This window comes from Streptomyces sp. NPDC042100 (genome assembly GCF_055582325.1).
In genome coordinates this window covers 191,024-208,421 of the sequence record NZ_JBVJDK010000004.1, presented here as the reverse complement: position 1 = coordinate 208,421, position 17,398 = coordinate 191,024, and the positions used below count along the sequence as shown (strand labels likewise).

Here is a 17,398-nt window from a genome sequence, read left to right as displayed (position 1 = left end):
CGGTCGGTTGCTAGCGTGCCGCGCGCCGACCCGACCGATCCGGGAGACCACCCTCATGACGCGCACCCGCCTCACGCTGCTCGCCGCAGTCGCGCTGCTCAGCACGCTCGCCCCGCTCGCCACCGCGCAGGCCGTCCCCGGCCAAGCCGGCCCCGCGCGGCCCGCCCGGCCCGCCGCCCCCGCCCTGCTCACCGTCGCCGACCCCGGCTTCGAACAGGGCGGCAAGGGCTGGGAGTTCACCCCCGGCACGGGAGTCGCGGGCAACTACCCGCACGCCGGCGGGCGCCTCGCCTACCTCGACGCGGGCGGCGGCATGAAGGTCTCCCAGACCGTCACCGCCACCGGCCACGGCGGCTACCTGGTCTCCGCCTGGACCGCCACCGGCGGCCCCGGCGCCCGCTACGTGCTGCGCGTCAACGGCACCGAGGCCGCCGCGCTGGTCCTGCCCGACGGCGCCGCCTACCGCCGCCACACCCTCGGCACGGTCACCCTCGCGCCCGGCGACCGGCTGGAGATCGCCTTCGAATCGGGTCGCGGCTGGCTCAACGTCGACGACGTCATGGTCTCCCCGGCGGCCCCCGCCGACCCCCGGGTCACCTCCAGCGACCCCGAGATCGTCGCCATGTTCGACTGGGCCAGGCACAAGGCCAACAGCTGGGTCCATCTCCCCGGCACCCAGGGCCCGCTCGACGCCGACGAGCGCCAGACCGGCGGCACCGGCAGCGGCGTCTACGGCCCCTCCTACTGGGCGGGCTACGCCAACCGCAGCGGCTACTACTCCCGCGACATGGCCCACCAGCTCGCCGGCGCCGGCGTCCTCGGCCTGCACGGCGAGAACAAGGCGATGCTCCGCGCCTTCGCCGCCACCGCCACCCCCGAGCACGCCTACTACCCGGTGTGGGCGCTCAACTTCGACAACCGCAGCCCGCTCTCCATCGACTACCGGGGCCCCGAGCTCTTCGTCCGCGAGGTCCCCGCCCCCTTCGAGCTCGTCCAGAAGGCCGAGGAGGCCTACCGCTGGACCGGCGACCGCGGCTACCTCGACGACCCCGCCCTGTGGGACTTCTACCGGCACACCACCGAGGAGTTCGTGACCCTCCACGACGGCCGCAAGGACAACGGCCCCGTCCGCGTCGCCGAGGGCACCGGTCACGGCATCTTCCAGGGCGTCGCCAGCTACAACGAGCAGAGCGACGAACCCCTCGCCGAGGCCGGTGACGCCATCGGCTCCCAGTACCAGGCCTACCGCGCGATGGCCTCCCTCGCCCGCGCCAAGGGCGACCGCGCCACCGCCGCCCGCTTCGACGACCGCGCCCGCGCGCTCCGCGGCTACTTCAACACCACCTGGAGCGGCGGTGGTTCCGGCGCCGACATGGTCCGCGGCTACACCACCGACGGGCGCGCGCTGACCGGCTGGGGCAAGGAGAACAGCTGGTTCATGCCCATGAAGGGGATCATCGACCCCGGCGCCCGGCGCGAGGCCTACCTCGACTACATCGACGCCCAGGCCGAGGGCGAGGGCCGCCCCGACAACATCGAGGCCCTCACGTACCTCCCCGACACCTTCCTCACCGCGGGCCGGGCCGACACCGCCTGGAAGTGGATGCGCCGCGTCTACGCCGCCAAGGACGCCCAGCACGTCAACACCCGCCAGGGCACCAACGGCGACTACCCCGAGGTCTCCTTCACCCTCGTCGCCCAGACCGTCCAGGGCCTCATGGGCGTCACCCCCGACGCCCCCGCCCGCACCCTCACCACCCAGCCCCGGCTGCCCTCCGGCATGGACTGGCTCGCCGTCTCCGACCTCCGCGTCGGCGACTCCGCCTTCACCCTGCGGCACGACGGGGACCGCCGCTCCACCCTCACCCACACCACCGGCACCCGCCCCTACACCTGGGTGGCGCGTTTCCCCGGCGCCCGCGCCACCGTCCTCGTCGACGGGGTGAAGCGCCCCGCCCGCACCGAGGTCGTCGACGGCGTCACGTACACGACCGTCCGCACCCGCGTCGCGCCCGGCCGCACCGTCACGGTCGAGACCCGATGAGCGCGCCGCACCCCGAGAGCGGCCCGGCGGCGCCCCCCGCCGCCGGCGCCTTCCCCGGCGGACCGGAGCTCTTCCGGCTCGACCCGGCGGTCGCCCACCTCAACCACGGCTCCTACGGCGCCGTCCCCGTCCCCGTCGCCCGCCTGCGCCGCGCCCTCGACGAGGAGTCCGCCGCCGACCCCGACCGCTTCTTCCGCGACGTCCCCGACCGGCTCGCCGAGGCCCGCGGCCGGATCGCCGCCCACCTCGGCACACCGGCCGAAGGGCTCGCCTTCGTCGCCAACGCCACCGAGGCCGCCAACCTCGCCCTCGACGCCCTCCGCCTGGAACCGGGCGACGAGATCCTGGTCACCGACCACGGCTACGGCACCGTCGTCACCGCCGCCGCCCGGCGCGCCCCGCTCACCACCGTCGCCCTCGACCCGGACCTCCCCGACGAGGACGAGGTCCGCGCCGCCGTGCTCGCCGGGATCACCCCCCGGACCCGGGTCGCGCTCCTCGACCGGATCAGCTCGCCCACCGCCCGCCCGCTCGCCACGCCCCGGCTGCTCGCCGAGCTGCGCGCCCGGGGGATCACCACCGTCGTCGACGGTGCCCACGCGCCCGGAATGCTCGCCGACCCGCTTGCCGGGGCAGCCGACCTCTGGTTCGGCAACCTGCACAAATGGGCGTACGCGGCGCCCGGCACCGCCGTCCTCGCGGTCGCCCCCGGCTTCCGCCCCCGGATCCCCGCCCCCGTCCCCTCCTGGGAGGCCGAACGCGGCTTCCCGCGCGCCGTCGAGTTCCGGGCCACCGCCGACTACACCGGCTGGCTCTCCGCGCCCGAGGGCCTCGACCTGATCGAACGCCTCGGCGCGGCCCGGGTACGGGCCCACAACGCCGCGCTCGTCGCGCACGGCGCCGAACTGCTCGCCCGGCTCCCGGGCCTGCGCCCGCTCCCGTACGACGCGGGCCTCGCGATGCGCTCCCTCCGGCTGCCGCCGACCGTGGCCAGGACCCAGGCCGAGGCGGCGGCGCTCCGCGAGGAGATCGCCGCCCGGCTCGGCTGCCGGATCCTGGTCTGGCCCCGGCCCGGTGGCGGCGGCGTCCGGATCAGCGGCCAGATCTACAACCGGCCCGAGGAGTACGAGCGGCTGACGGCGGGACTCGGGAAGCTGCTGGACCGGGGGTAGCGGAGCCCGCTCGGGACCGGGTGGTGCTCGTCGGGGCTGGTCACGGGCCTCCCCGGTCCCCGAGAATCGGCGCATGACGATCGAACTCGCCGCCGCGGCCGGTGTGCTGGCCCTGCTGACCATGGTCCCCGGCCCGGACATGGCGATCGTGACCCGCCGGGCCGTCGCCGCCGGGCGGCGCGACGGACTGCTGACCGTCGGCGGGATCGCCACCGGGCTGCTGGTCTGGGGCGTGCTCGCGGTGGCCGGGCTCGCCGCCGTGCTGGCCGCGTCGGCCGTCGCGTACACCGTGGTCAAGCTGGCCGGCGCCGGCTACCTGGTGTTCCTCGGCGCGCAGGCGCTGTGGCGGAGCCGGCGCGGCGGGGCGGCGGCCCCCGCCGAGCCGCCGCCCGCCGGGCACCCCTGGCGGACCGGCCTGGTCGGCAACGTGCTCAACCCGAAGATCGCGGTCTTCTACACCGGGCTGCTGCCGACCCTGGCGCCGTCCGGGCTCTCCCCGCACGCCGGGATGGCCCTCCTGGTGCTGGTCCACGTGGTGCTCACGCTGCTGTGGCTCTCCGGCTATGTGCTGCTGCTCGCCGGGGCCCGCTCCTTCTTCGCCCGGCCCGCCGTGCGCGGGGCGATGGAGCGGGCCACCGGTGTCGTGCTGATCGCCTTCGGCGTGAAGGTCGCGACGGCCGCCTCCTAGAACACGGCGCGGCGGCGGCCTACGACCCCCAGGCCTCGAACTCGTAGATCCTGGCCGCCGGGTCGGTCGTCTGGGCCGGTGTGGTGACCACCAGGCGGGCGTAGCGCGCGGTCACCGCGACCGGGTGGGTCGTGGTCGCCGCCGTGTTGCCGGTGACGGTGGCGGCGGTCGTCCAGGCGGCCGTGGTGCTGTCGCGGACCTCGATCCGGAAGTCCCGGGTGTTCCAGCTCGCGCTCTCGCCGCCCGCCGCCGCGTGCTTCACCACGAAGCGGGTCAGCGTCCGGGCGGAACCCAGGTCCACCTCCAGCCACTTGGCGGAGGTGGTCGTGCACCACTTGTCGGAGGTGCCGCCCGAGACGCTGCCGTTCACCGCCTTCGCGGGGGTCTCCGAGGCGGTGCACTGGCCGGAGGCGGTCGCCGGGCGGTTCAGGGCCAGATTGGTCTCGGAGGTCCCGGACCAGGCGACCGTGGTGCTCGCGGCGGGGGAGCGGCCGAACTCGGCGGAGACCGCCTCGACGTCCAGGGTCGTCGAGGTCTCGGTGCCCGCCCGGTCCAGCCTCGGCACGAAGTAGCCGTCGTTGGGCGTCGCGCCGAGGAAGGTGCGGCTGCCGTCGGCGTTGCGCCGGTACACCTCGTAGTGGCGCACGTCGCCGGCGGCCGAGGCGGTCCAGCCGAGCCGCAGCGACATGCTCGCGCCCGCCTCCGTCGTGCCGAGCACCGTGGCCGCCGTCGGGGCGGCCGGGGCGTCGACGGCGCCGTCGTACAGGGCGAGCTGCCCCACCCTGATGTCGTACGAGGCGGCCGTCCCGGTGGTCTGGAGGCCGAGCTGCGCGACCGTCCGGCCCGCGTACGGGGAGAGGTCGAGCACCTTGCGCTCCCAGCCGGTGCCCGTCGTGGAGCCGAGGTCCAGCGTGGTGAAGGAGTTCGGGGCGTCGGTGAAGGAGACCGCCGCCTTCAGCCGTGTGGGGCCGGCCGCCGGGGTCTTCACGACGACCGACAGCTTGCTGTCGGCGGCCACCGGCAGCCGTGTCTGGTACAGGCGCACGGTGTTCACGGCGTCCAGCGCGCCCGTCAGCCGCAGGGACGAGCCGCCCTCGTAGGCGTCGCCGAAGTCGACGGACGGCTTCAGCTTCGTGCCCGTGGAGCTCACCAGCCAGCGGTAGGTCGGCGGCACGTCCTGGAGGGAGAGGTTGTTCCAGGGCGCCGCCGACACCCGGGTCCCGCCGGAGGCGTAGAAGTCGCCCTGTCCGGCGTCGAAATGGGTGACGAAGGGCTTGGACGTGACGGGCGAGGACTCGGCGACGTACTGCGCGAGTCCCTTCCACGACGAGCTGGTCGTGGTGTTCGACGGGTCGCCGTTGGCGCCGTCCCAGAAGCGCGCTTCCCGGGCGACCGCGTCGGCACGCCCGGACGCCGACTTCCAGGTCCACTCGGGGCGGTAGAGGCCGAGCGAGGTGGTGTGCGGCTGCCCGGCGGGGAACAGGGCGTCCCAGTCGACGCCCGTGTCGTAGCCGTTGGACTCGGTGTCCACGCCGCTGTACAGCTCGTACTCGCCGCGCCCCAGGCTCCGGGCCAGCGAGCGGGAGGAGTTCAGGCCGCCGGATCCCCAGTTGAAGTTGAGGAACACCGAGTCGCTCGTGCGCTGCGCGCCCTCCTGGAGGAAGGCGTCGTTCGCGGAGGTCAGCGCGTTCTGCCAGCTGACCGAGCCGGACTCGGTCATCGCGTCGTACCACATGAACTCGACCGGGCCGAGCGTGCGGGCGTAGCGCATGGTGTTGCGGACCTCGGTCGCCAGCGCCGAGTCGCCGCCCGCCGTCTCCTGGTTCACGAACCAGCCGTCGAAGCCGTAGTACTGCGCGACCTGGGCCAGCTTGTCCGCGACCGGGTAGCGGCTGCCGGACTTGCGCGTGAAGTCCTTCACCCACTGGAGCTGTCCGCCGTAGGCGCCGGGCGGGAAGAAGACCGTGCCGTAGACCTTGACGCCGTTGCGGTGGGCCGCGTCGATGACGGTCGGGTTCGGCGCGAGGATCAGGCCCTCGCCGGCCGAACCGCCCCAGAACACCAGGGTGTCGATGTACTGCCAGTGCCCGAAGGCGTAGTAGTTCGCGTCGGCCGAGCCCTGGGAGGGGTTGTTCGAGGTGGGCGCGAAGGAGACCAGGGACGCGATCTTCCCCTCGCCCGCGCGGGCGTTGGTGTTCGCCTTGAGCGCCGGGTCGGAGACGCGCGGCCGGAGCGGGACCCGGGAGCGGTTGAAGCGCGCGTCCGGGTCGGTGGCCGGGTCCCAGTCCAGGATCGAGTTCGGGTACCAGTACGAGGCGTAGGGCTGGTTGCCCGCGGCGGCCGCGACAACGTTGTCGGCGGACCGCTGGGGCGGCTGGGGCGCGGCGGCGCCCGGCGTGGGGGAGAGGCCGAGCGCGGCCAGCGACAGGGCCGCGCCCAGGAGGAGTTGCAGGGGTCGTCTCATCGGTGCTCCGGTCCAGCGTGAGGGGTAGGGGGCTGGTGGTGCCGGTGGCGCGATGGTGCGGGGGGTGGTCCGGTGCGGAGGCTAAACGGCTTTAGCGCGGGGGGTCAAGAGGGCGTTCCCGGTCATCCGGCGGGCGGCGCCGTGCTCTCGCGGACCGTGAGCCGGGGCGTCGGATTCCTGATGTCCCCGGCCGAGGACGGGTCGTCGATCTGGGTGAGCAGCGCCGTCGCGACCTGCTCGCCGAGCGCGAAGGTGTCCCGGGAGAGCGCGGTCAGCGACGGGTGCACGATCCGGGTGAGGGCCGAGTCGTCGAAGGAGACGACGGACAGCCCGCCGGGCACGGCGACGCCCATCTCGGTGGCGACGCCGAGGCCCGCGACGGCCATCACGTCGCTGTCGTAGACGATCGCGGTCGGCCGCTGCCGCCCCGGCCGGGCGAGCAGCGCGCGGGTGGCCGCCGCGCCCTCCGCGTCGCTGAAGTCGGTCGGCACGGAGACCGCGTCGGCGAGGCCGAGCCGGCGCGCCGCGTCCCGTACGGCCCGGATCCGGCGCCGGGTGTGCTGGAAGGAGGGCAGCCCGGCGAGGTGGGCGATCCGCCGGTGGCCGAGGGCCGCCAGATACTCGACGATCGAGGTCATCGCCTCCCGGTCGTCGGCCCAGACGGCGGGCAGCCGCCCGTGCCGGCCGGGCCCGCCGAGCACCACGGTCGGCACGGCCAGCTCCTCCAGGACCGGGATGCGGGGGTCGCGGACCTGGAGGTCCACCAGGACGAAGCCGTCCACCCGGTGCTCGGAGGTCCAGCGGCGGTAGACCTCGATCTCGGCGGCCGTGTCCTCGACCACGAGGAGCTGGAGGGCGGTGCCCCGGCCGGAGAGCCCGGCCTGGAGCCCCGAGAGCAGCTCGCCGAAGAAGGGTTCGAGGCCGATCGTGCGCGCGGGCCGGGCGAGCACCAGGCCGACGGCGCCCGCGCGGGCGCCGCCGAGGGCCCGGGCGGCGCTGTGCGGGCGCCAGTTCATCCGCTCGGCGACCCGCAGGATCCGCTCCCGGGTCGTCTCGCTCACCCCCGGGCGCCCGTTGAGCGCGAAGGAGACCGCGCCCTTGGAGACGCCCGCCTCCCTGGCGATGTCGGCGATGGTCGGTCTGGCCACCTCACGCCCCCTCTGACGCCCCGTCACCAGGTGTCGTCACCCCGCCCCGGCACCCCGCCCGGCCCGCTCGCGCGGACGGCCGGATCCCGTGGGTTCCCTTGACACCGGAGTGTAGCCGCGACCATAGTCCCGCATCACTAGAGCGGTTTAGTACCACCGGTTCGGTAGAGCCGGTTCAGCAGGGCCGATTCAGTAGGACCGGCTCGGTAGGACCAGTTCAGTACGTGCACCTCCGGAACTCCCTGCACCACCGATCAGCAACCGATCAGCAAGGAGACACCTCGTGCGAGTCATACGAAGGAGCCGCTGGGCGCGGTGGACGGCGGTCGCGGTGGCGGCGGTGACGCTCGCCGGCTGCGGACTCGGGGGCGCCGAGGACTCCGGCGCCCCCGCCCCGGCCGCCTCCGGCGGCGCGGTCAAGGGCACGGTCTCGCTCCAGACCTGGGCCCTGAAGCCGAAGTTCACCGCGTACATGGAAGGCGTCATCGCCGGCTTCGAGAAGAAGTACCCCGGCGTCCGGGTCGACTGGCTCGACCAGCCCGGCGAGGGCTACGCCGAGAAGGTCCTCAGCCAGTCCGCCGGCGGCACCCTCCCCGACGTCGTCAACCTGCCCCCCGACTTCGCCCTCCCGCTCGTCAAGCAGAAGCTGCTGCTCGACGTCACCGGTGCCGACGCCTCCGCCACCGCCGACTACGTCAAGGGCGGCCTCGACGCGTACCGCTTCCCCGGCCACCGGGGCACCTTCGGCTACCCCTGGTACCTCAACACCGACGTCAACTACTGGAACGCCGAACTGCTCACCAGATACGGCCTCGACCCGAAGAAGCCGCCCGCCTCCCTCGACCAGCTCGTGGCGGCGGCCCGTACCGTCAAGGCGAAGTCCGGCGGCCAGGTCTACCTGATGAGCCGCAAGCCCAACCTGATCGACCTCGCCAACGCCGGGGTCCCGCTGATGTCGGCGGACGGGCGCACCTTCACCTTCAACACCCCCGAGGCCGCCGCCGTCCTCGACACCTACCGCGCCGCGTACAAGGAGGGGCTGCTGCCCAAGGACGTCCTGACGGAGACCTACGCGGGCAACACCAAGCTGTTCTCCTCCGGCACCGCCGCCTGGACCACGGCCGGCGCCAACTACATCACCAGCCTCGCCGTCGACAACCCGACGCTCGCCCCCAAGGTGGTCTCCTCGCCGGCCATGGGCACCCCGCCGCTCTACGTCCAGGGCCTCTCCATCCCCCGCACGAGCAAGAACCAGCCCGCCGCCGTCGCCCTGGCCCGCTGGGTGACCAGCGCCGCCAACCAGGCCGCCTTCGCCCGCGAGACCAGCATCTTCCCCTCCACCACCGCCTCCGCCGCCGACCCCTTCTTCAGCCGGAGCGACGGCACCAACGCCTCCGACGCCAAGGTGACCGGCTTCCGCTCGCTGGCCTCCGCCCGCGTCCTCGAACCCGTCCAGGCCAACGACGCCGTGAAGACCGTCGTCAACCAGCAGATCGCCCTCGCCGTCAGCGGCCAGGCGAGCTCCAAGGAGGCCCTGGACACGGCGGTCGCCCGCGCCAACCGCCTGATCAAGGACTGAGCGCCGCGATGCCGATGACGCTGACGCACCGGCGCCGGATCACGCCCTGGCTGCTCGCCGCGCCCGCGCTGGTCTGGCTGGCCGTCTTCAACGTGTGGCCCGCCGTCAACACCGTTATCCTCTCCTTCACCAGCGCCCGCCCGCTCGGCGGCGGACGCTTCACGGGGCTGGAGAACTACCGGCGGGCCCTCGACGACGCCCAGTTGACGGACGCCCTCCTCAACAGCGTCATCTACCTCCTGGTCTGCCTGCCCCTGCTCACCGTGCTGCCGCTGCTGCTCGCCCTCCTGGTGGAACGGAAGCTGCCCGGCATCACCTTCTTCCGCACCGCCTTCTACACCCCGGTCGTCGCCTCCGCCGTCGTCGTCGGCCTGGTCTGGGGCTGGATGCTCGACGAGCGCGGCCTGCTCAACGGCCTGCTGCACCAGCTCGGCCTCGCCGACCGCCCGGTCCCCTTCCTCACCGACCGCTGGCTGCTGCTGTTCAGCGCCATCGCCCTCACGGTGTGGAAGGGGCTCGGCTACTACATGGTCATCTACCTGTCCGCCCTCGGGAACGTCGGCCGCGAGCTCCACGAGGCCGCCGCCGCCGACGGGGCGGGCGCCGTCCGCAGGTTCTGGCACGTCACCCTGCCCGGCGTACGCCCCGCGATGCTGCTGATCTCCGTCCTCGTCTCGGTCTCCGCGCTGCGGATCTTCTCCGAGCTGTACGTGCTCTCCAACGGCACCGGCGGACCCGGCGGGCGCGACATGTCCGTCGTCATGCTCATCCAGATGTACAGCCGCGGCTTCACCGGGCACATCGGCTACGCCTCCGCCCTCAGCGTGCTGCTCTTCGTCCTCACCGTCGGCCCGATGCTGTTCCTGGCCCGGCTGCACCGGAAGGCGGACTGACCGATGTCCCTGAGCCGCACGCCCTCCGCCGCCGACCGGGCGGTCCGCTACCTGCTGCTCCTGCTCGTCCTGGCGCTCACCGTCGGCCCCTTCCTCTGGCAGCTCTCCACCTCGCTCAAGGGCCCCGGAGAGGACGTCTTCGCACGCACCCCCGACTTCCTGCCCGAGCACCCCACCCTCGCCAACTACGCCAAGGTCGCCGACACCGTCCCCGTCTGGACCTACGCGGCGAACTCGCTGACCGTGGCCGCCATCGCCGTCGTCGGCAACGTCGTCGGCGCCACCCTCGCCGGGTACGCCCTGGCCCGGCTCCGCTTCCGCGGCGCCCGGCTCGCGCTCGGCCTGTTCGTCGCCACCCTGGTGCTGCCCGGCGAGGTCACGATCGTCTCCCAGTACGTGACCGTGCGCAGCCTCGGCCTCACCGACACCCTCCTCGGGGTCGCCCTGCCCGGCGCGATCGCCATGCTCAACGTGCTGCTCATGTACACCGCCTTCCGGGCGGTGCCGGCCGAACTCGACGCGGCGGCCCTCGTCGACGGCGCCAACGTCCGGCAGCGGCTGTGGCACATCGCGCTGCCCAGCGTGCGGGGGATGCTGAGCGTCGTCGTGATCTTCACCTTCATCGGTGCCTGGGACGACTTCCTGTGGCCGCTGATCGTCCTCAACGACCCCGCCCGCTACACCCTCACCGTGGGACTCCAGTACCTCGACGGCACCTTCTCCGCCAACCCTCGGCAGATCGCCGCCGGGACCATGATCGCCTTCCTGCCGGTCGTCGCCGTCTTCGCGGCCCTCCAGCGCTTCTTCTTCAAGGGGGTCGAGGAGGGCGCGATCAAGGGATGACCCGCCCGCGCGGCCCGCCCGCGACGGTACCCGCAGGACCCGCAGGACCCGCCCCCCCGACCCGTCAGCAGCCCCTCCCTCGCGAAGGAACCGCAGCCCGCATGACTCAGCGTCAGCAGTCCACCGGTCCGCGCTTCGGCGTCAACTACACGCCCAGCCAGGGCTGGTTCCACCACTGGCTCGACTTCGACCTCGACGCCGTACGCGCCGACCTCGACTCCGTCGCCGCCCTCGGCCTCGACCACGTCCGGGTCTTCCCGCTCTGGCCGCTCTTCCAGCCCAACCGCACCCTGATCCGCCCCCGCGCCGTCGAACAGCTCGGCCTGCTCGTCGACGCGGCCGGGGAACGCGGCCTCGACGTCGCCGTCGACGGCCTCCAGGGCCACCTCTCCAGCTTCGACTTCCTGCCCGCCTGGACCCGGACCTGGCACCGCCGCAACCTCTTCACCGACCCCGAGGTCACCGACGGGCAGGCCGTCTACCTGCGCACCCTCGCCGCCTCCCTCGCCGAGCGGCCGAACTTCCTCGGCATGACCCTCGGCAACGAGATCAACCAGTTCTCCGGCGACCCCCACCCCGACCCCGACCGGGTCACCCCCGCCCAGGCCCGGGAGTGGCTGGCCGAGATGCTCGCCGCCTGCGAGGCGGGCGCCCCCGGCCGGCTCCACCTGCACGCCGCCTACGACGCCGCCTGGTACCAGGACGACCACCCCTTCACCCCGGCCCAGGCGGCGAGGCTCGGCGCCGTCACCGCCGTCCACTCCTGGGTCTTCAACGGCACCGCCCAGCGCTACGGCCCCGACTCCACCGCCGTCGCCCAGCACGCCGCCTACCTGGTCGAACTCTCCAAGGCCTGGGCCACCGACCCCCGCCGCCCCGTCTGGCTCCAGGAGGTCGGCGCCCCCGCCCCGCACATCGCCCCCGACCGCGCGGCCGGATTCACCCGGACGACCGTCGCCGCCGCGCTCGACTGCCCCGACCTGTGGGGTATCACGTGGTGGTGCTCCCACGACGTCGACCGCGCGCTCGCCGACTTCCCGGAACTGGAATACGGCCTCGGCCTGTTGACCAACGACCGCCGGGTCAAGCCGGCCGGCCGCGCGCTCGCCGACGCCGTCGCCGAGGCGCGTGCCACCGCCCCGGCCCCGGCGCCCCGCACCACCGCACTCGTCCTGGACCTGCCCGCCGACGCCCCGAAGCGCTCCGGGTGCGCGCCCGGCGGCGCGTACTTCGAGGCCTTCATGCGGCTGGCGGCGGACGGCGTCCGCCCGGCCGTGGTCCTCGCCGAACGGGCCGCCGACCCGGCGTACCTCGCGGCCCGGGGCATCACGGAGCTCGTCACTCCCGACGGGCCCGGCTCCGGACGGGCGCGGCGCTGAGCCGAGCCGAGCCCGTACCGGCCGTGCTCCTCCGCCCCTTACGTTCCCTCGGCTCCTTCAGCTCCTTCAGCTCCTTCACCTCCCTCAGCTCCCTCAGCTCCTTGAGCTCCCTCAGCTCCCTCCACGCCCTCCGCCCCCTCCGTCCCTCACGCGATCCGGAGAGTCCCGCTCATGCATGACGACCGCACCCTCGTCGAGAACCGCCTCAAGCGGGTCCTCGACGAACGCGTCCGCCCCGCCGTGTACCCCGTCTCCGTGCCCCTCACCGCCGGGATCTGGACCGCCCCCGGCGAACCCGTGCCCGTCGCCGAGGGGCTCGCCGCGCCCCGTACCCCCGTCGCCGCCGGGGACGCCTGGGGCGCGCCCTGGGGTACCAGCTGGCTCACCGTCTCCGGCACGGTCCCCGCCGAGTGGGCCGGGCGGACCGTCGAGGCGCTGATCGACCTCGGCTTCGACGCCAACATGCCCGGCTTCCAGTGTGAGGGCCTGGTCTACCGCCCCGACGGCAGCCCGGTGAAGGGGCTCAACCCGCGCAACCAGTGGGTGCGGATCGCCGACTCCGCGCGCGGCGGCGAGGAGGTGCTGCTGCACGTCGAGGCCGCGTCCAACCCGGTCATCCTCGACTACCACCCCTTCCTGCCCACCGAGCTCGGCGACCGCGACACCGCGGGCGACACCCCGCAGTACCGGCTCGCGCGCCTGGACCTCGCCGTCTTCGACGAGACCGTCTGGCAGCTCGTCGCCGACCTGGAGGTGCTCGGCGAGCTGATGGCCGAGCTGCCCGTCGAGGGGGCCCGCCGCTGGGAGGTGCTGCGTGCCGTGGAGCGGGCCCTGGACGCCCTCGACCTCCAGGACGTGGGCGGCACGGCCGCCGCCGCCCGCGCCGAGCTCGCGGGTGTCCTCGCCTCGCCCGCCGAGCCCTCCGCGCACCGGATCAGCGCCGTCGGCCACGCGCACATCGACTCGGCGTGGCTGTGGCCGCTGCGCGAGACCGTCCGCAAGGTCGCCCGTACCACCGCCAACATGACCGCGCTCCTGGAGGACGAACCCGACTTCGTCTACACGATGTCCCAGGCCCAGCAGTACGCCTGGATCAAGGAGCACCGGCCCGAGGTGTACGCCCGGGTGAAGAAGGCCGTCGCTGAGGGGCGCTTCGTCCCGGCCGGCGGCATGTGGGTGGAGTCCGACACCAACATGCCGTCCTCGGAGGCGATGGCCCGGCAGTTCGTGCACGGCAAGCGCTTCTTCCTGGACGAGTTCGGCGTCGAGAGCGAGGAGGCCTGGCTCCCCGACACCTTCGGCTTCGCCGGCGGGCTCCCGCAGATCATCAAGGAGGCCGGCTCGAAGTGGCTGCTGACCCAGAAGATCTCCTGGAGCCAGGTCAACTCCTTCCCGCACCACACCTTCTGGTGGGAGGGCGTCGACGGCACCCGGATCTACACCCACTTCCCGCCCATCGACACGTACAACTGCTCGATGCAGGGCAAGGAGATCGCCCACGCCGTCCGCAACTTCAAGGACAAGGGGCGCGCCCGGCACTCCATCGCCCCCACCGGCTGGGGTGACGGGGGCGGCGGCACCACCCGCGAGATGATCGCCAAGGCGGCCCGGCTGCGCGACCTGGAGGGCTCCGCCCGGGTGCGCTGGGAGCCGCCCGCCGCCTTCTTCGCCCAGGCCCAGGCCGAGTACCCCGACCCGCCGGTGTGGGTGGGCGAGCTCTACCTGGAGCTGCACCGGGCCACCCTCACCAGCCAGGCGCGCACCAAGCAGGGCAACCGGGCCGCCGAGAACCTGCTGCGGGAGGCCGAGCTGTGGTGCGCCACCGCCGCCGTGCGGGCCGGACTGGCGTATCCGTACGCGGAGTTGGACCGGATCTGGAAGACGGTGCTGCTGCACCAGTTCCACGACATCCTGCCCGGCTCCTCCATCGCCTGGGTGCACCGGGAGGCCGAGCGCACCTATGCCGAGGTCGCCGGGGAGCTGACCGCGCTCGTCGACCGGGCGCAGCGGGCGCTGGCCGGATCCGGTGACGCCGAGGTCGTCTTCAACAGCGCCCCGCACCCGCGCGGGGGCGTCCCGGCCGGCGGCGCCCGGCGCGCCGACACGCTGGCCGGAGCGCCCGTCCCCTGTACGGTCACCGCCCGGCCCGGGGGCGGCTTCGTCCTCGCCGACGGGCTGCTGCGCGCCGAGGTGGACGCCCGGGGGCTGCTGGTCTCCGTCGTGGAGCTCGCCACCGGACGCGAGACGGTCGCGCCCGGCGCCGCCGCCAACCTGCTCCAGCTCCACCCGGACTTCCCCAACATGTGGGACGCCTGGGACGTCGACCGCTTCTACCGCAACACCGTCACCGACCTGGACGGCCTCGACGAGCTGACCGTGGCCGCCGACACGCCCGCCGAGGTCTCCGTCCGGGCCACCCGCTCCTTCGGCTCCTCCCGGGCCGTCCAGACGATCCGGCTGGCCGCCGGGACCGGGCGGCTCGACCTCGACACCGAGGTGGACTGGCACGAGACGGAGAAGTTCCTCAAGGCGGCCTTCCCCCTCGACCTGCACACCGACCGCTACGCCGCCGAGACCCAGTTCGGGCACCTCTACCGGCCGACCCACGCCAACACCAGCTGGGAGGCGGCCAAGTTCGAGGCGTGCAACCACAAGTTCGTCCACTTCGAGGAGCCCGGCTGGGGCGTCGCCCTCGTCACCGCCTCCACGTACGGCCACGACGTCACCCGGACCGTGCGCGCCGCCGACGGGGGCACCACGACCACCGTCCGGGCCTCCCTGCTGCGCGCCCCGCGCTTCCCCGACCCGCGCACCGACCAGGGCGCCCACCGCTTCCGGCACGCGCTGGTGCCGGGCGCCGCGATCGGCGACGCCGTGCGCGAGGGGTACCTGGTCAACCAGCCCGAGCGGCGGGTGTCCGGCGCCGAGGGGACCGCGCCGCTGGTCACCGTGGCCGACCCGGCCGTGGTGCTCAGCGCCGTGAAGCTGGCCGACGACGGGAGCGGCGACGTCGTGGTCCGGCTCTACGAGTCCGGCGGCGGGCGCGCCCGCACCCGGCTGTCCGCGGGCTTCGCCCTCGCCGGGGCGCGGCTCTGCGACCTGCTGGAGCGGCCCCGGGAGGAGGCGGTGACGGTCGAGGGCGACGACGTCGTGCTCGCGCTGCGCCCGTTCCAGTTGCTCACCCTGCGCCTCGCCCGCGCCTGAACCGCCGCCGCCCACGGGCGTTACCCCTGGTCACCGGCCAGGGGTACGCCCTACTCTTGCGCCCTGATCCGTCGGGGCGCGAGGAGTGGGCGAGACATGGCCGTACTGCCGGAAGGGCTCGGGGACGCGATACGCGGCACCGCGCGGGACATCGCGGACGTGCTGCGCGCCGCCCCCGACACCGGGCTGCCGGTGCCGAGGCTGACCTGGACCGTGGGCGAGACCGCGGCCCACCTGGGCCAGGCCAACCGGCTGATGGCCGAGCTCGCCGCCGGTCACGCCCGCCCGTACGCCGACGGCACCGCCGAGGGTATCGCCGCCGCCAACGAGGAGGCCCTGGCGGCCTTCCCCGAGCGGGGCGCGGGCCCCCTCGCGGACCTGATCGCGGACCAGGCGGAGGCGTTCCTGGACGCCGTGGCGGAACGGGACCAGGACGAGGTCGTACAGACCCCGCTGGGCCCGCTCGACCCGCAGGGCCTCGGCGCCTATCTGCTCACCCACATGCTCGGGCACGGCTACGACCTGGCCCGCGCGCTGGGCCGCCCGCACATGGTGGACCGGGCACGGGCCGGGCTGACGCTGCCGTTCATGATCGCCGTGATGCCCCGGGTGGCCGACCCGGTGGCGGTCGCCGGGCTCAGCGCCCGCTACCGGGTGCGGCTGTGGGGCGGCGCCCAGTTCGGCGTGACCGTCGCCGACGGGGCGGTCACCACCGCGCACGGCCCGGTGGACCGGCCGGACTGCACGGTGCTGACCGAGCCGGTCGCCTTCCTCCTGATGGCCCTCGGCCGGATCGACCCGGTCCCCGTGATGGCCACCGGCCGCGCCCTCGCCTGGGGCCGCAAGCCCTGGCTGGGGCCGCGCTTCCCGGGGCTGTTCGTGGCGCCGTAGGGCCGTAGCGCCGTGCGGCCGTGGCGCCTTGGGGCCCGGGGGTCGAGAGGTCGAAGGGCCGAGGGGGCGCAGGGGTCGAGAGGTCGCAGGGCCGCCTTTCGTCGCGCCGTGGCGCCGTGGCGCCGGGGGCCTGGGGCCGGGGGCCTGGGGGCGCCCCGCCTCAGCCGGCGACGCGCGCCTGGTGGACCCGCAGGTGCAGGGTCGCCAGGTCGAGCAGCGGCGTCGGCACCTCCAGCGCGCGGGCCCGGGCCGCCAGGTCGCCGAAGACGTGCTCGACCTCGGTGGGCCGCCCGGCGGCCAGGTCCCGGTAGAGCGAGGGCACCATCGGCGAGCCGGTCGCCGTGACCACGTCCAGGGTCGCCCGCCGCTCCGCCTCCGGTACGGGGTGTCCGGCGGCGGCCGACACGGCGGAGATCTCGTCCAGGAGCGCCGTGCCCAGCTCCGTGCCGCCCGGGACGGCGTTGACGTCGCCGACCGTGCCCCGCATCAGGCTGGTGACGGCGCCGAAGGTGCTGATGAACACCCACTTGTGCCACATCGCGGCCAGCACGTCCGGCGGCACGGACACCGTGACGCCCGCCGAGGTCAGGACCTCCCGGGCGCGTGTCACGCGCGGACTGACCGTGCCGTCCTGCTCGCCGAGCGAGAGGTGGGCGAGCGGGGCCAGCCGCCGGATGTCGCCGGTGGTGTCGTCCAGGGTGGTCACCACCTTGGCGACGCCGCCGAGCACCCGCCCGGCGCCGAAGCGGGCGTTGAGCGCGTCCAGGTGGGCCAGCCCGTTGAGCAGCGGCACGATCGCGGTGTCCGGGCCGACCGCCGGGGCCAGGTCGTCCAGCGCCGGGCCGAGCGCGGTGGACTTCACCGAGAGCAGTACCAGGTCGTACGGGACGGGCGCGGCGGCCAGTTCGGCGGCCGTCACCAGGACCGGGTCCAGCCGCCACTCCTCCTCGCGGCCGACCACCCGCAGGCCCCGCTCGCGCAGGACGGCGGCCCGGCCGGGCCGCACCAGGAAGGTGACGTCCTGTCCGGAGCGGGCCAGCATGGCCCCGAAGTACCCGCCGGTGGCGCCGGCGCCGACGACCAGGATCCTCAT

Annotated in this window: 12 protein-coding genes; 9 read left to right on the top strand and 3 right to left on the bottom strand. The window is 74.2% G+C overall.

Annotated features, from left to right (window positions below; translation table 11 throughout):
* Nucleotides 1-55: 55 nt before the first annotated feature.
* From ACZ6J5_RS10865 to ACZ6J5_RS10855, 3 genes are all read left to right on the top strand, one after another.
* Nucleotides 56-2,044: a carbohydrate-binding protein gene (locus ACZ6J5_RS10865; RefSeq protein WP_469389962.1), complete on the top strand. Its 1,989-nt coding sequence runs from the start codon at nucleotides 56-58 to the stop codon at nucleotides 2,042-2,044.
* Nucleotides 2,041-3,216 carry an aminotransferase class V-fold PLP-dependent enzyme gene (locus tag ACZ6J5_RS10860; protein ID WP_469389960.1) on the top strand — a complete coding sequence of 392 codons (1,176 nt, stop codon included), beginning with the start codon at nucleotides 2,041-2,043 and terminating at the stop codon, nucleotides 3,214-3,216. The genes ACZ6J5_RS10865 and ACZ6J5_RS10860 overlap by 4 nt, the downstream gene beginning before the upstream one ends.
* Before the next feature lie 73 nt (nucleotides 3,217-3,289).
* Nucleotides 3,290-3,904, top strand: coding sequence for a LysE family translocator (locus ACZ6J5_RS10855; RefSeq protein WP_469389958.1), 615 nt, complete (start codon nucleotides 3,290-3,292; stop codon nucleotides 3,902-3,904).
* Between the two features lie 19 nt (nucleotides 3,905-3,923).
* Here the strand turns inward: ACZ6J5_RS10855 and ACZ6J5_RS10850 are convergent, their stop codons facing one another.
* A complete protein-coding gene (locus ACZ6J5_RS10850) occupies nucleotides 3,924-6,368 on the bottom strand; it encodes an endo-beta-N-acetylglucosaminidase (RefSeq protein WP_469389956.1) in 2,445 nt (814 codons plus the stop codon).
* A gap of 122 nt (nucleotides 6,369-6,490) precedes the next feature.
* Entirely contained in the window at nucleotides 6,491-7,516 is a 1,026-nt protein-coding gene (locus ACZ6J5_RS10845; RefSeq protein ID WP_469389954.1) for a LacI family DNA-binding transcriptional regulator, read from the bottom strand.
* Nucleotides 7,517-7,799: 283 nt separating this feature from the next.
* Between ACZ6J5_RS10845 and ACZ6J5_RS10840 the strand changes: the two genes are divergently transcribed.
* The 6 genes from ACZ6J5_RS10840 (at nucleotide 7,800) to ACZ6J5_RS10815 (ending at nucleotide 16,305) form a co-directional block, all read left to right on the top strand.
* A complete protein-coding gene (locus tag ACZ6J5_RS10840) occupies nucleotides 7,800-9,095 on the top strand; it encodes an ABC transporter substrate-binding protein (protein ID WP_469389952.1) in 1,296 nt (431 codons plus the stop codon).
* An 8-nt stretch (nucleotides 9,096-9,103) separates the two neighbouring features.
* Nucleotides 9,104-9,988: a carbohydrate ABC transporter permease gene (locus ACZ6J5_RS10835; RefSeq protein ID WP_469389950.1), complete on the top strand. Its 885-nt coding sequence runs from the start codon at nucleotides 9,104-9,106 to the stop codon at nucleotides 9,986-9,988.
* Nucleotides 9,989-9,991: 3 nt separating this feature from the next.
* Nucleotides 9,992-10,831, top strand: coding sequence for a carbohydrate ABC transporter permease (locus ACZ6J5_RS10830; RefSeq protein WP_469389949.1), 840 nt, complete (start codon nucleotides 9,992-9,994; stop codon nucleotides 10,829-10,831).
* Nucleotides 10,832-10,932: 101 nt separating this feature from the next.
* Nucleotides 10,933-12,210, top strand: a complete 1,278-nt coding sequence (locus tag ACZ6J5_RS10825; protein WP_469389947.1) for a glycoside hydrolase 5 family protein — start codon at nucleotides 10,933-10,935, stop codon at nucleotides 12,208-12,210.
* Between the two features lie 171 nt (nucleotides 12,211-12,381).
* Nucleotides 12,382-15,414, top strand: coding sequence for an alpha-mannosidase (locus tag ACZ6J5_RS10820; protein ID WP_469389945.1), 3,033 nt, complete (start codon nucleotides 12,382-12,384; stop codon nucleotides 15,412-15,414).
* A 96-nt stretch (nucleotides 15,415-15,510) separates the two neighbouring features.
* Nucleotides 15,511-16,305 (top strand): maleylpyruvate isomerase family mycothiol-dependent enzyme, encoded by a 795-nt coding sequence (locus ACZ6J5_RS10815; protein WP_469389943.1) that lies wholly within the window; start codon nucleotides 15,511-15,513, stop codon nucleotides 16,303-16,305.
* Between the two features lie 160 nt (nucleotides 16,306-16,465).
* On the opposite strand, the gene ACZ6J5_RS10810 is transcribed toward ACZ6J5_RS10815, so the two are convergent.
* Nucleotides 16,466-17,398: a ketopantoate reductase family protein gene (locus ACZ6J5_RS10810; RefSeq protein ID WP_469389941.1), complete on the bottom strand. Its 933-nt coding sequence runs from the start codon at nucleotides 17,396-17,398 to the stop codon at nucleotides 16,466-16,468.

Bases quoted from the DNA above. Each gene is read 5' to 3' on its own strand.
- ACZ6J5_RS10865 (WP_469389962.1), top strand. From the start codon at position 56: ATGACGCGCACCCGCCTCACGCTGCTCGCCGCAGTCGCGCTGCTCAGC.
- ACZ6J5_RS10860 (WP_469389960.1), top strand. From the start codon at position 2,041: ATGAGCGCGCCGCACCCCGAGAGCGGCCCGGCGGCGCCCCCCGCCGCC.
- ACZ6J5_RS10855 (WP_469389958.1), top strand. From the start codon at position 3,290: ATGACGATCGAACTCGCCGCCGCGGCCGGTGTGCTGGCCCTGCTGACC.
- ACZ6J5_RS10850 (WP_469389956.1), bottom strand. From the start codon at position 6,368: ATGAGACGACCCCTGCAACTCCTCCTGGGCGCGGCCCTGTCGCTGGCC.
- ACZ6J5_RS10835 (WP_469389950.1), top strand. From the start codon at position 9,104: ATGCCGATGACGCTGACGCACCGGCGCCGGATCACGCCCTGGCTGCTC.
- ACZ6J5_RS10830 (WP_469389949.1), top strand. From the start codon at position 9,992: ATGTCCCTGAGCCGCACGCCCTCCGCCGCCGACCGGGCGGTCCGCTAC.
- ACZ6J5_RS10825 (WP_469389947.1), top strand. From the start codon at position 10,933: ATGACTCAGCGTCAGCAGTCCACCGGTCCGCGCTTCGGCGTCAACTAC.
- ACZ6J5_RS10820 (WP_469389945.1), top strand. From the start codon at position 12,382: ATGCATGACGACCGCACCCTCGTCGAGAACCGCCTCAAGCGGGTCCTC.
- ACZ6J5_RS10815 (WP_469389943.1), top strand. From the start codon at position 15,511: ATGGCCGTACTGCCGGAAGGGCTCGGGGACGCGATACGCGGCACCGCG.
- ACZ6J5_RS10810 (WP_469389941.1), bottom strand. From the start codon at position 17,398: ATGAGGATCCTGGTCGTCGGCGCCGGCGCCACCGGCGGGTACTTCGGG.